At 69.6% G+C, this 13,456-nt stretch carries 13 protein-coding genes; 2 read left to right on the top strand and 11 right to left on the bottom strand.

What is annotated here, in order from left to right; translation table 11 throughout:
• Positions 1-69: 69 nt before the first annotated feature.
• Both AB0B96_RS02665 and pdxH read right to left on the bottom strand, forming a co-directional pair.
• The gene (locus tag AB0B96_RS02665; protein ID WP_362895922.1) at positions 70-1,317 is read right to left on the bottom strand and encodes an MFS transporter; all 1,248 of its coding nucleotides are present in this window, start codon (positions 1,315-1,317) and stop codon (positions 70-72) included.
• Positions 1,318-1,374: 57 nt separating this feature from the next.
• Entirely contained in the window at positions 1,375-2,028 is a 654-nt protein-coding gene (gene pdxH / locus AB0B96_RS02660) for a pyridoxamine 5'-phosphate oxidase (RefSeq protein WP_350943212.1), read from the bottom strand.
• 169 nt (positions 2,029-2,197) lie between these two features.
• On the opposite strand from pdxH, the gene AB0B96_RS02655 reads away from it, so the two are divergent.
• Complete coding sequence (locus AB0B96_RS02655) at positions 2,198-3,304, top strand: citrate synthase 2 (protein WP_362895919.1); 1,107 nt, start codon at positions 2,198-2,200, stop codon at positions 3,302-3,304.
• Between the two features lie 257 nt (positions 3,305-3,561).
• Entirely contained in the window at positions 3,562-4,671 is a 1,110-nt protein-coding gene (gene serC, locus AB0B96_RS02650) for a phosphoserine transaminase (RefSeq protein ID WP_350943209.1), read from the top strand.
• 117 nt (positions 4,672-4,788) lie between these two features.
• Here serC and AB0B96_RS02645 read toward each other — a convergent pair whose 3' ends face one another.
• From AB0B96_RS02645 to AB0B96_RS02605, 9 genes are all read right to left on the bottom strand, one after another.
• Positions 4,789-5,196, bottom strand: coding sequence for a BlaI/MecI/CopY family transcriptional regulator (locus tag AB0B96_RS02645; RefSeq protein WP_362895917.1), 408 nt, complete (start codon positions 5,194-5,196; stop codon positions 4,789-4,791).
• Between the two features lie 543 nt (positions 5,197-5,739).
• Complete coding sequence (locus tag AB0B96_RS02640) at positions 5,740-6,390, bottom strand: rhomboid family intramembrane serine protease (RefSeq protein ID WP_362895915.1); 651 nt, start codon at positions 6,388-6,390, stop codon at positions 5,740-5,742.
• Positions 6,391-6,578: 188 nt separating this feature from the next.
• Positions 6,579-7,343, bottom strand: coding sequence for a crotonase/enoyl-CoA hydratase family protein (locus AB0B96_RS02635; protein WP_362895914.1), 765 nt, complete (start codon positions 7,341-7,343; stop codon positions 6,579-6,581).
• A gap of 10 nt (positions 7,344-7,353) precedes the next feature.
• Positions 7,354-8,127: an SDR family NAD(P)-dependent oxidoreductase gene (locus AB0B96_RS02630; protein ID WP_350943205.1), complete on the bottom strand. Its 774-nt coding sequence runs from the start codon at positions 8,125-8,127 to the stop codon at positions 7,354-7,356.
• A gap of 63 nt (positions 8,128-8,190) precedes the next feature.
• On the bottom strand, positions 8,191-8,529 hold the full coding sequence (locus AB0B96_RS02625) for an STAS domain-containing protein (protein ID WP_350943203.1): 339 nt from the start codon (positions 8,527-8,529) through the stop codon (positions 8,191-8,193).
• A gap of 121 nt (positions 8,530-8,650) precedes the next feature.
• Positions 8,651-9,430 (bottom strand): ABC transporter ATP-binding protein, encoded by a 780-nt coding sequence (locus AB0B96_RS02620; RefSeq protein ID WP_350943202.1) that lies wholly within the window; start codon positions 9,428-9,430, stop codon positions 8,651-8,653.
• Positions 9,427-10,191, bottom strand: coding sequence for a cobalt ECF transporter T component CbiQ (cbiQ, locus tag AB0B96_RS02615; RefSeq protein ID WP_362895911.1), 765 nt, complete (start codon positions 10,189-10,191; stop codon positions 9,427-9,429). The genes AB0B96_RS02620 and cbiQ overlap by 4 nt, the downstream gene beginning before the upstream one ends.
• Positions 10,191-11,255: an energy-coupling factor ABC transporter permease gene (locus AB0B96_RS02610; protein WP_362895909.1), complete on the bottom strand. Its 1,065-nt coding sequence runs from the start codon at positions 11,253-11,255 to the stop codon at positions 10,191-10,193. Before AB0B96_RS02610 ends, cbiQ begins: the two co-directional genes overlap by 1 nt.
• Before the next feature lie 69 nt (positions 11,256-11,324).
• Complete coding sequence (locus AB0B96_RS02605; RefSeq protein WP_362895907.1) at positions 11,325-13,298, bottom strand: glycosyltransferase family 2 protein; 1,974 nt, start codon at positions 13,296-13,298, stop codon at positions 11,325-11,327.
• Positions 13,299-13,456 lie beyond the last annotated feature (158 nt).

Genomic DNA, 13,456 nt, shown 5'->3' with positions numbered 1-13,456 from the left:
TATTGGGAGAACAGCCCACGATGACAAAGAAGGGCAACGCCCGAGGACGCCAAATCCTTCCCTAGCTGCTCAAACACTGCGCGCGAGCGGGCGATATTTTCTGAAGGCCGGGACGGCCAGCCCCACCGCGAGCACGGCCACCGCGCAGGCGATCCCGCCGCCCACCCACGCCCACGTGGCGCCGAACCACGAGGCGGTGCCGCCGGCCCGCAGATCGCCCAGCCGGGGACCTCCCGCGACCACCACCAGGAACACCCCCTGCATCCTCCCGCGCATGTCGTCGGGCGCGTGGGTCTGCAGGATCGTCTGCCGCCACACCGCGGAGACCAGGTCGGCGGCCCCGCCGAACGCGAGCAGGGCGACCATCAACCACAACCGGTCGGCGAGCCCCGCCGCGGCGACGGTGAGCCCCCATGCGGCGATCACGTACGTGAGCGCCAGTCCCTGGCGCTGGACCCGGCCCACCCAGCCCGACAGCAGGCCGCCGAGCACCGAGCCGATCGCGATACTGGCCGACAGCCAGCCGAACGCGATCAGAGAGCCGCCGAACCGCTCGTCCACGATCTCCGGGAACAGCGCCCTGGGCAGCGCGAACGCCATGGCGATGAGGTCGACGACGAACGACATCAGCACGACCGGATGTCCGGAGATGTAGCGCAGACCGTCCACGACCGACCGCAGACCCGGGCGGGTCACCTCTCCGATCGGTTCGAGTCTCGGCAGCCTCAGCGCGGCGTAGAAACCGGCGCCGAACAGCAGCGCGTCGATCAGGTAGGCGGCGGCGAAGCCGCTTCGCGCGAGCACCGCCCCGCCGAGCAGTGGCCCGATGACCGTGCCGAGGCCGCCCGCCAGGAAGTTGAGGGTGTTGGCCGCGGGGATCAGGTCGACGGGGACCAGCCTGGGGATGATCGCGCCTCTGGTCGGCCCGGTGATGGCGAAGCCGGTGGCGTGCACGGCCACGGTGGCCAGCAGCAGGCCGACGCTCGTCGAGCCCAGTGCGGCCTGGACGAGGAGCGCGAGCGTCCCCGACCAGGCGATCAGCGCGCCGACGATGAGGAGTCTGCGCCGGTCGACCGCGTCGGCGATCGCGCCTCCCCAGAGTCCGAAGACGATCAGGGGGATCAGGTTGGCCGGACCGAGCATGCCGACCCAGAAGGACGACTTCGTGATGTCGTAGATCTGGGCGCTGACGGCCACCGAGGTGAGCTGGAAGCCGATGAACGACACACCCTGACCGGCCCAGAGCCTCCGGTAGGCGGGTATGGCGAGCGGGCGCGTATCAGCCGCATGCCTACCAACGAAGTCCCTGAACCCCACCCCGACACCCCTCTAACCGACATACATGGATATATCAGCACAAAGCGGGGAGGGTGTTCAGGGGGCCAGACGTTCGACGACCCAGGTGGCGCCGGAGCGCCGGTAACGGAGGCGGTCATGCATGCGGTCGGTGCGACCTTGCCAGAACTCCACCTCGGACGGCACCACGCGCAGCCCGCCCCAGAAATCGGGGACGGGCGGATCCTCGGGCCAGCGCTCCGCCAACTCCTCGTAACGGGCGTCCAGCTCGTCCCTGGAGTGCACGACCGCCGACTGCCTCGACGCCCACGCGCCGATCCGCGACCCGTAGGGCCGGGACCTGAAATAGATGGCCGACTCCTCGCGCGGCAGCCGTACCACCGATCCCTCCACCCGCACCTGGCGACGGATGGAGTGCCAGGGGAACAGCAGGGCGGCACGCGGGTTCTCCGCCATGTCCCTGCCCTTGCGCGACTCGTAGTTAGTGTAGAAGACGAACCCGTTCTCGTCGTAGCCCTTGAGCAGAACCGTCCTGGCCGTCGGCCGCCCACCCGCCGAGGCGGTCGCGAGCACGGTCGCGTTCGGTTCGGGAAGCCCGGCGTCCACGGCGTCGCCGAACCAGAGGGCGAACTGGGAGAAGGGGTCGGGGGCGAGATCTGCCTCGATCAGGGGCAGTCCCTGGTACGTGCGGCGAAGGCCCGCCATCGAAGGCGGTCGCGATGTGGCATCCACGGGAAGGTATTCTCCCGTGCCGAGCAGGAAGCCCGCGCGGTGCCCCCCACCTGGGGCGATCGCGTTCCGGCGGGTCCGGCGGCACACCGCCTCGGCCCAGGGGGTTGAATATGACCCGCCGGTATCTCGACATCAAGGCTTTGACTTCAAGAAAGGGAGGCAGCCGAGAATGTCCGACTTCAAACCCGGGCTCGAAGGCGTGGTGGCTTTCGAGACGGAGATCGCGGAACCGGACAAAGAAGGGGGCGCCCTTCGCTACCGGGGCGTCGACATCGAAGAGTTGGTCGGTCGCGTCTCTTTCGGACACGTGTGGGGCCTGCTTGTCGACAACAAGTTCCAGCCGGGCCTGGCCCCGGCGGAGCCCTTCCCCATTCCTGTCCACTCCGGTGACATCCGCGTCGACGTGCAGAGCGCGCTGGCCATGCTGGCCCCCGCGTACGGTTTCAGGCCGCTGCACGACATCGACGACGAACAGGCCCGCGCCGACCTGGCCCGCGCCAGCGTGAACGCCCTGAGCTTCGTCGCGCAGTCCGCGCGCGGCCTGGGGAAGCCGATGGTCCCCCAGAGCGAGGTCGACAAGGGGGAGAGCATCGTCGAGCGGTTCATGATCCGTTGGCAGGGCGAGCCCGACCCCAAGCACGTCAAGGCCATCGACGCCTACTGGACGTCCGCCGCCGAGCACGGCATGAACGCCTCCACCTTCACCGCCAGGGTGATCGCCTCCACCGGAGCCGATGTCGCCGCGGCGCTGAGCGGTGCGGTCGGCGCCATGTCCGGCCCGCTCCACGGCGGTGCGCCCGCGCGCGTGCTGCACATGATCGAGGGCGTCGAGCAGCTCGGCGACGCCAGGAAGTACGTGCAGTCGGAGCTCGACAAGGGGCAGCGCCTCATGGGCTTCGGTCATCGCGTCTACCGTGCCGAGGACCCCCGGGCACGCGTGCTCCGCCGCACCGCCAAGGAGCTCGACGCACCGCGTTACGAGGTCGCCGCGGCGCTGGAGAAGGCCGCGCTGGAAGAGCTGCACGCCCGCAAGCCCGACCGGGTGCTCGCCACCAACGTCGAGTACTGGGCGGCGGTCATCCTGGACTTCGCCAAGGTCCCCTCCTCGATGTTCACCTCGATGTTCACCTGCGCGCGCACCGCGGGCTGGGCCGCCCACATCCTGGAACAGAAGCGCACGGGCAGGCTCGTCCGCCCCAGCGCCGACTACGTGGGTCCGTCCCAGCGCTCGGTCCAGGACGTCCCCGGAGCCGCCGAGGTCATCCACCCCTTCTGAAGTTCCCCCTCCTGTACGGCTGTCGCGCGACGTCTCGCGCGGCAGCCGTTGCCGGTTTCGGGTCCCCGAGGAACCCGCGGCACCCGGCTGCGCCCTTGGAGCTCACCGGACGTGTCGAGCGCCGTCGAGCGCCCGGGACCCCGAAGAACCCGCGACACCCCGCGTGATCGTCCCGCCCTGCCCAAAACCCTTCAACGGCTCGTCTCGAAATCCGGACCCCGTCCTGGATCGATCCCCGGGCTCAGTAGGCTGGTCAGGTGGCTGACATCGTGATTCCCTCTGACATCAAGCCCGCCGACGGCCGTTTCGGCTGCGGGCCCTCGAAGGTGCGCCCCGAGCAACTCTCGGCTCTCGCGGCCTCCGGGTCCAGTCTCCTGGGCACCTCTCACCGCCAGAAGCCCGTCAAGGCGCTGGTCGGGCGCGTTCGCGCGGGGCTTTCCGAGCTGTTCTCCCTCCCCGCGGGGTACGAGGTCGTCCTGGGCAACGGCGGCACCACCGCGTTCTGGGACATCGCCGCCTTCGGACTGATCCGTGACAGGTCCCAGCACCTGCACTTCGGTGAGTTCTCCTCGAAGTTCGCCTCCGTGGCGGCCAAGGCCCCGTGGCTGGGCGACCCGACCGTGATCAAGTCGGAGGTGGGCACTCACCCCGAGGCCCGCCTGGAGGAGGGCGTCGACGTCTACGCGCTCACCCACAACGAGACCTCGACCGGCGTCGCGATGCCGATCAGGCGCGTGGGCGAGGAGGGCTCGCTCGTGCTGGTCGACGCCACCTCCGGCGCCGGCGGCCTGCCCGTCGAGGCGAGCGAGTTCGACGTCTACTACTTCGCGCCGCAGAAGAGCTTCGCCTCCGACGGCGGCCTCTGGATCGCCCTGATGTCCCCGGCCGCGCTGGCCAGGGTCGACGAGATCGCCTCCAGCGGGCGCTACGTCCCCGAGTTCTTCAGCCTCCCGGTGGCGATCGACAACTCCTCCAAGGACCAGACGTACAACACTCCGTCGGTCGCCACCCTCTTCCTGCTCGCCGAGCAGATCGAGTGGATGAACGGCAACGGCGGCCTCGCCTGGACGACCGCCCGCACGGCCGACTCGGCCCGGCGCCTGTACACCTGGGCGGAGAAGACCTCCTACACCACCCCGTTCGCGGCTCCCGAGTTCCGCTCCAACGTGGTGGGCACGATCGACTTCTCCGACGACGTCGACGCCTCCGCGATCGCGAAGGTCCTGCGGGCCAACGGCATCGTCGACACCGAGCCCTACCGCAAGCTCGGCCGCAACCAGCTGCGCGTCGCGATGTTCCCCTCCATCGACCCCGAGGACGTCGAGGCCCTGACCACCTGCGTCGACTACGTCGTCGAGCGCCTGTAGTCCCCCGCTTCCCCGAGGTGGGGCACCGTCCTCGTCGACCCGGCGAGGACGGTACGCGAGGACTCGTTCCCCTTCTCCCGTCCCGGAAGCCGGATCACCGGCTCCCGGGACGGGAGCCTAGGGCAGCGTGCTCGGGGTCCCGCCCGCCGCCGCGGCGTGGGCCCGCTCCCCCGCGAGCCGCGCCAGCTCGTGCAGCAGGCGCAGGGCGTCGTCCGGGTCCACCCCCTCCGCGAACCGCGAGAGTACGGGAGCCCGATCGGGACTGTTCGCCAGTGCCGCGAGCATCAGCCCCGCCACGTGTTCGTCCCGTGAGCGGCTCGCGGTGTAGCGAAAGGCGTTGCGCACGGGGGCCCTTTCCAGCAGGCCCTTCCTGACGAGACGCTCGGCGACGGTCTGCACCGTGGTGTAGGCCAGGCTCCGTTCGGCGTTCTGGTTCAGCATGTCCTGCACCTGGCGAACCAGCATCGGTTGCTTGCAGCCCCACAGCACGTCCATGATCGCGCGTTCCAGGGATCCCAGGTTCACCCGCGGCCACCTTTCGAGGGTCGCGCCCGGCTGTGATGGCCCTGGAACATGTACGGGCACGCGGCCAGGCAGGTTCACACATGAAATTTTGTCACATTGTCACTTAAATCAACCGATGCTTCCATAGCTGATGAATTACAGCAGAATCTTCTGTTGTGCGTTCACGGAAAAAACTCCCCGGGAATGCGGCCGAAAAGAACGCGCCGCCACCGGGTCCGGCCGTCCCGGATGCCGGTCATGTCCCCGGACGGTCATCACCCCGCCGGCGGACGACCCCCGGAGCGGCTTTATTCGCCCCCGGAGGCCACGAACCACCCCGCCCGACCAATGTGATTACCAAGGCGCTACCAAGCGCCACATAGCGCCCACAGCCCCGTACAGCGCCCTTTTCTCGGCGAAGCCCTCGAAGTCGGCCGACAACCCGTCTCCGGGACAGGCCCGATGCCTGGAGGTTCGGTAGACGGAGATGCGGCTTTCCTGAGGCGACTTTCCGGGGAGACTCCCGAAGCCGGACGCGACGCGCCTTTGAAAGATCTGTGTCTCTCAGTAGGCCGGAGTGACGGCCCTGGGGCGCCTGCGGCGCATCACCCAGGCCGCGATGATGCCGCCGATCAGCCCGAACAGGTGCCCCTGCCAGGAAATGCCGTCCTCGCCGGGAAGCACGCCCCAGATGATCGAGTAGTAGGCGATCGCCACACCGACACCGATCACGATGTCGAGGGCCCGGCGGTCGAACAGCCCTCGGGCGACGACAAGACCGAAATACCCGAAGACCAGGCCGCTCGCACCGACCGTGACCGCATACGGCGAGCTGGTGAACCAGACACCAAGCCCGCTGACCAGCACGATGATCAGGCTGGCCCCCAGGAAACGGGCGATCCCGCGCAGCGCGGCGAGGAACCCGAGAACCAGCAGGGGAAGCGAGTTGGCCATCAGGTGGCCGAATCCGGCGTGCAGGAAGGGGGCGAGGAAAATGCCGCCCAGACTGTCGGGATTCCAGGCCCGGATGCCGTAAACGTCGAACTCCCCCGGCAGGACGTAGTCGGCGATCTCGACCACCCACATGACACCGACCAGGATGACGTTGACGATCGCGGCGCCCAGCGCGCCCGCGGCCAGATCTCCCGCCCTGCGCTTCAGAAGATCGCCGGAGGATCGGCCGGTGGGGGTCGTTCCGGTCGCGTGGTCGTTCATGCACTCTCCTGGCCTTTGGAGCGTCGGCGTGAATGTCAAGTGCCCTCGCCACACCTGTCCACACCTTTACCGTACGCACTCCTGGCCGTGAATGCGCCGGGCGCGGCCCCTCGGATCGCGCCCGGCACACGGTTTTCCTTCGATTCCCGCCGATCCCGGCGATCCCGGCGATCCCGGCGATCCCGGCGCTACTCGCCCGCCCACCGGGGAGCGCGCTTCTCGGCGAAGGCCGCCGCCCCCTCCATCGCGTCCTTGGACGCGAACACCGGATTGATGATCTCTCCCTGCTTCGCGAACATCTCGTCACGGCTCCAGTCCGCCGACTCCACGATCACGCGCTTGGTCGCGGCGAGCGCGAGCGGGGCGTTGGCGGCGATCCTGCTCGCGAGTTCGACGGCCGTGGCCAGGGCCTCGCCCACGGGCGTGACATGGTTGACCAGGCCGAGCTCGTACAGCCGGGAGGCGGGAAAGTGGTCGCCGGTCAGGGCGATCTCCATCGCGACGTGGTAGGGGATGCGCCGCGGCAGCCGCATCACGCCGCCCGCCGCCGCGACCAGCCCTCGCTTGGGCTCGGGGAGCCCGAACTTCGCCTCCTCGGAGGCGATGATGATGTCGCAGGCCAGCGCGAGCTCGCAGCCTCCGGCCAGGGCGTAGCCCTCGACGGCGGCGACGAGCGGCTTCTTCGGCGGCGCCTCGGCGATACCGCCGAACCCCCTGCCCTCCACGACCGGGAAGTCCCCGGTCAGGAACCCCTTCAGGTCCATGCCCGAGCAGAACGTTCCGCCCGCGCCGGTGAGGACGTAGGCCGCCACGTCCTTCCGTTCCTCCAGCTCGTCCATCGCGGCCGCGAGGCCCCGAGCCACGGCGCCGTTGACCGCGTTCCTGGCTTTGGGGCGGTTGATCGTGATGACGGCCACGCCGCCGTCGACTTCGACCAGAACCTCGTCAGACACCGGATGACTCCTACTTGGGCTGGAAGCGGATACCACCGTCGAAACGGATCGTCTCGGCGTTCATGTAGTCGTTCTCGATCAACGAGCGGACCAGGTGCGCGAACTCGGAGGCGAGCCCCATGCGCTTGGGGAAGACCACCGGAGCCACCAGCTTGGCCTTGAACTCGTCGGCGTTGGGCGAGAAACCGTAGATCGGGGTGTCGATGATGCCGGGGCAGACGGTGTTGACACGCACGCCGATCGCGGCGAGGTCACGCGCGGCGGGGACGGTCATACCGACGATGCCGCCCTTGGACGCCGAGTAGGCGACCTGGCCGATCTGTCCCTCCAGCGCCGCCACCGAGGCGGTGTTGATCACTACACCGCGCTGGCCGTCCGCGTCGACCGGCTCGGTCTTCGCGATCGCGGCGGCGCCGATGCGCATGAGGTTGAAGGTGCCGATCAGGTTGACCTCGATGACCTTGCGGTACGAGGCCAGGTCGTGGGGCGAGCCGTCACGGCCCACGGTCCGGCTCGCCCAGCCGATGCCCGCGCTGTTCACCACGACACGCAGCGGCCTGCCGGTCGCCACGGCCGCGTCCACAGCCGCCTGCACCTGGTTCTCGTCCGACACGTCGGTCTTGACGAAGACGCCACCGAGTTCGTCGGCCAGTGACTTGCCGCGCTCCTCGTTGAGGTCGGCGATGACGACGAGGGCACCCTGCGCGGCGAGGTCGCGGGCCGTGGCCTCACCGAGACCGCTGGCACCGCCCGAGATGATTGCTGCTGCTCCGTTCACGTCCATGTGCGGACTTTAACGCGCGGACCGAATGAAGTTCTACTCGGGGTAGGGTAAAACTCGCCGACGCTAGATCTCCCCGACGGCGCTGCTCACGTCGGGATAGACCTTGATCCGCCGGTCGAGGCCCGTCGTGCGGAGGATCCGGGCCACCGGAGGCTGGGGTGCCGCCAGGCAGACCCCGCCGCCCTCGCCCGTGGCCAGCCGCCATGCCTCGATCAGCACGGACAGGCCGCTGGAGTCCATGAAGGACAGGGCGGTGAGATCGAGGACGAGGCGCGCGCCATCCAGCTTGATCGCGTCGCGGACCTCGTCTCGCAGGAAGGGAGCGGTGAACAGGTCGAGCTCGCCCTCGACAGCCACCACCACGGCGTCACCGACGGCGCGGCGAGCCAGCCGTAGCTTCATCAGTCCTCCTCGCGCCCGAAGGGCAGATCCACTTTACTTCGCCCGCACTGCACGCGAGGTCATGCGCGATTGTTCACAGGAAGTTCGTATGGCACGAGCCCCACGACCGGAGGTGCCGCCGTCAGGGGGCGGCGAAACCGTACGGCAGTTCGAGCCGGTGGGCGGCGAGGAGGCTCGCGTCGGCGAGGATCTCACGGGTCGGCCCGTCCGCGGCGATCACGCCCCCGGAGAGGATGAGCGAGCGTTCGCACAACTCCAGCGCGTACGGCAGATCGTGGGTGACCATCAGGACGGTCACGTCGAGCCCTCGCAGGATCTCGGCCAGCTCGCGCCGGGAGGCCGGATCCAGGTTGGAGGAGGGCTCGTCGAGCACCAGGATCTCCGGCTCCATCGCCAGCACCGTCGCCACCGCGACCCGGCGGCGCTGGCCGAACGACAGGTGGTGCGGTGGCCTGTCGATCGTCTCCAGCATGCCCACACGCTCCAGCGCGTCCTTGACCCTCCGCTCCAGTTCCTCACCCGCGACGCCCATGTTGGCCGGGCCGAAGGCCACGTCCTCCCGGACGGTCGGCATGAAGAGCTGGTCGTCGGGGTCCTGAAAGACGAGCCCGACCCGCCTGCGGATCTCCCTGAGCGACTCCTTGCCGACCGGCAGTCCCGCCACGGCCACCGTGCCGTGCCCGGCGGTCAGGATGCCGTTGAGGTGCATCACCAGCGTGGTCTTGCCCGCGCCGTTCGGCCCGAGCAGCGCGACCCGCTCACCGCGCTCCACCCGAAGGTCCACACCGAACAACGCCTGCGTGCCGTCCGGGTACGCGTACGCCAGGCGGCTCACCTCCAGCGAGAGCGGCGCGGGCGGCGGGGACGAGGCCGGCACGGGCCGCGAGGACGGCACTGTCACACGAACCCCCAGCTCCCGAGTAACACGGCGAGTGCCGCACCCGGCAACATACCGGCGACGAGCCACTGCCGCGAGGCGGCCGAGAGGTCCTGGATCACCGGCATCACACCGGTGTAGCCCCGGCTGAGCATCGCGAGGTGCACCCGCTCGCCCCGCTCGTACGAGCGGATGAACAGCGCCCCCGCCGATCTGGCGATCACCGGGATGTGCCGCACGTCCCTGGCCACGAACCCGCGCGACTCCCTCGCCACCCGCATCCGGCGCATCTCGTCCAGGATCACGTCCATGTAGCGGAGCATGAACATCGCGATCTGCACCAGCAGCGGCGGCAGCCTCAGACGCTGGGCGCCCAGCAGTATCAGCCGTGGCTCGGTGGTGGCCGCGAGCAGCACGCTCGCGACCACGCCCAGGGTCGCCTTGGCCAGGATGTTCCAGGCGGCCCACAGGCCGGCGACGCTGAGCGAGAGTCCCATGAGGGTCACCCTCTCGCCGAACCCGATGAACGGGATGGCCAGCGCGAACACCACGAACGGGACCTCGACCACCATCCGCCGCAGCACGAACCCGGCCGGGATCCGGGCGAGGGCCGCCACGACGGCCAGGAGCGCGGCGTACAACCCGAAGGCCCAGAACCACTCGCGCGGGGTGGCGACCACCACCACGGCGAACCCGGCCACCGCCGCCAGCTTGCACTGGGGCGGCAGCCGGTGCACGAGCGTGTCGCCCGGCCGGTGGAGCTGGTGGTGGTGGCCCGATCCCACTAGGCGGACACCTTCTTGTCGCTGTCGTCGAAACCGGTGCCGTCACCGTGGTCGCCCCGGCGGCGCACGGCGTAGAACACCCCACCGCCGACGGCGAGCGTCACCCCGACGCCGATCACTCCCGCCACACCCACCGGGATGCCGCCCACGTCCCCGTAGTCGGCGAGCGGCTGCTCACCCAGCGAGTGGTCGGTCGCCTGGTCGCTGAAGCCCTTGTCCTCGGCGACCCACTCCAGGCCGTCGGGCGAGGAGGAGGCGTAGAAGCTGACGACGCCCGCCAGCAGCGCCGCCACCGCGATTCCCGCGGGCAGGAACCAGCCGGGACGGCGGGCGGCGACCGGCGCCTGAGCCCCCTGGGATCCGGGGGATCCGGGGGTGACGATCACGTCGCCGTCCGCGCCACGCAGGACCAGCGGCGCGACGATTCCGCGGGCGCCGTAGACCAGGTCGGGCCGGATCGCGAGCACGGTGCTGACGGTGACCGCGGTGATCAGGCCCTCCCCCACGCCGATGAGCAGGTGCACGCCGCCCATCGCCGCGGCGACCGTGCCGATCTCGATGGGCGCGGTGCCGCCGATCCAGAACAGCAGGGTGAACGCGAGCGCCGAGGCGGGCACCGAGAGCAGCGCCGCGACGAACGAGGCCGCCACCACGACGCCCCTGTTCCGCACGCTCCGGGTGATCAGGAGGAAGACACCCCACCCGACCAGCACGGCGACGAGGCCCATCAGGGTGATGTTGACGCCCAGCGCGGTCAGCCCGCCGTCCGCGAAGAAGAACGCCTGCACCAGGAGGACGACGGCCACACACAACACCGCCGTGTAGGGACCGACGAGTATCGCGGCCAGCGCACCACCGAGAAGGTGCCCGCTGGTCCCCGCGGCGACCGGGAAGTTGAGCATCTGGACCGCGAAGACGAAGGCGGCGACCAGTCCGGCCATCGGAGCGGTGCGGTCGTCGAGTTCGCGACGGGCGCCGCGCAGGCACACGGCCACACCGGCGGCGGCCACCGCCCCCGCCGACACCGAGACGGCGGCGTTGAAAAAGCCATCGGGTACGTGCACTACAAGCCTCCGAAATGCGGATTTGCCCCTAACTTTAGGCCATGGGCTTGTAGTTGCAAGAAGGTGGCATTAACGCACGATACGTCTGATGAAAGTTCTGGGGCCGAGGGTTCGAACCACCGTGCTGAGCCTGCCCTTCCCCGCCGTGGCGTAGGGCCTGACACTCCACCTGACCGCGCCACGCCACCACGTGCGCGGATGCTCGATCGCCTCGGGCACCGCCTCGATCCTGAAGCGCGCGGGCGGCCCACCCAGGTCGAGCTCCAGGTAGGCGTCCCAGGTGCCGGGCCCCAGTCGCCCCATCGCCTGGGAGGCCGTGAACGCGCCGCCCTCGCCGACCGTGACCGGCTCGCGCCGCTCCCGGCTCGACTCCCGCTCCCGCCAGACCAGAAAGCGCACCGCGTCCGCCGCCGGAGCATCCGTGCCCACGCTGACCTCACCGTCGAGCACCAGCCGGTGCCCGGCGGCCCAGCGGGCGCGCACCAGCCGCACGCTCCCCGGCACCGAGACCACGTGCCCGCCGATGTCGAGGCTGAGGTTGCCGTACGGGTGGGTGAAGTACGGAAGGGCGACGACGGCGACGACATCGCCCACCACGCGAGGCGCGGGCGGCGCGATCGGCCCCTCCCCTTCGGTGCCCAGACGCGCGAGCCGGGGCACCCCCTCGAAGACGACACTCACGTGGACGTCCCAGATGCCGGAGGACAGGGTGGTGACGTCGACGGTCCCGGTGAACCCCGCGCAGTCGCCGTCCACCGGAACCACGACCTCGTCACAGGGGCCGACACCCGTGTGCCGGCGCCGCAGCACCAGGGCGAGATCCCCGCCGGTGATCTCCGGGCGGCCATAACGCTCCAGCGTGCTCAGCGCCACCTTGCCCGAGATCGCCAGCCGCCCCTCCCGTTCCCGCTCCCAACGCAGCGCGGTGAGCTCCCGGCGGACCGAGGCCGACTCGATGTGCGCCAGCCGCACCAGGCGGTCGATGTCCTGCAGGGCGGCGATCCGACTCCGGTCGATCGCCGGGAGCCGCTCGCGGACCCCGTCGGTCAGCCACCGCTCGCACATGTCGGCCACCTCGGCGACGATCTCCTTGCGCGCGACCTCCCCGGCGTCCAGGAAGGGCCTGCCGAGGTTACCGAAGGCGTCCATCCGGAAATGACGCCGCAGGAGGTGGTCGCGGAGGTCTCCCGGACGCACGTGGGCGAGCATCAGCTCGACCGGCCGTTTGATCATCCGCAGCCAGGAGACCGGATCGCGGCTCCCCGGCCGCTGCATGATGCTGGTGCCGTCCGGCCGGGCGACCAGGTGGTAGCAGTCGTAGTCGGCGACCACCGAGATCACCTCCGCGTGGCAGTAGGCGTGGGTGGTGAAGACGACGTCCTCCCCCACCAGGAGCGTCTCGTCGAAACGGATGGCGTGCCGCTCCAGCATCTCCCTGCGGAACAGCTTGAAGCAGCTCAAGCTGTTGTAGACCGCGCTGTCGCCGAGCGGCACCCGCTCGGCGTTCTCCTTGAACATCGAGATCGGCACCTTGCGGTCATGCCCGACGATCTTCCCGAGCACGATGTCGGAACCGTTGCGGTCGGCCATCGCGAGCATCCGCTCCAGCGCCTGAGGGCCGAGGTAGTCGTCCGCGTCGCAGAAGAAGACGTATCTGCCGCGCGCGTGGGAGAGTCCGACGTTGCGCGGGCGCCCGGCGCCGCCCGACGCCTCCTGCCTGACGACGCGGATCACACCGCGGTGGCAGGAGGCGTAGAGGTCGAGCAGCGCGACACCGCCGTCGGTGGAACCGTCGTCGACGACGACCACCTCCAGGGCGACGCGCTGGATCAGCAGCGACGTCAGGCATCTGTCGAGATAGGGACCGCAGTTGTGCAGGGGAACGATCACGGTGACGTCGATGTCGGACCGAAGCGCCTCCTCGCTCGTGATGTCATGGCCACCCCGCTCCACACTCGTGACGCCGTGGCCGCCCCGCTCCATGCTCGTGATGTCACAGCCACCCCGCCCCGTGCGGACTCGCTGGAGGATCGTTACTGTCACCGCCGCGCCCCTCGTCGGTCACTCTCCGCTTATCTAGCGTCTCAGTATGTGACAAAGGGGCGCCAGTACGGGGCGAATCTCCAGGGTTGCCTCCCCAATCCGCCGACACGAGAGACCGTCCGGGGAGTTAAGCCCCCGTTTCCTCCGCCTTGCCCCAT

Origin of the sequence: Streptosporangium sp. NPDC049046, assembly GCF_040649155.1 — a bacterium.
GTDB lineage: Bacteria > Actinomycetota > Actinomycetes > Streptosporangiales > Streptosporangiaceae > Streptosporangium.
This window is presented reverse-complemented; position numbering and strand designations above follow the sequence as displayed.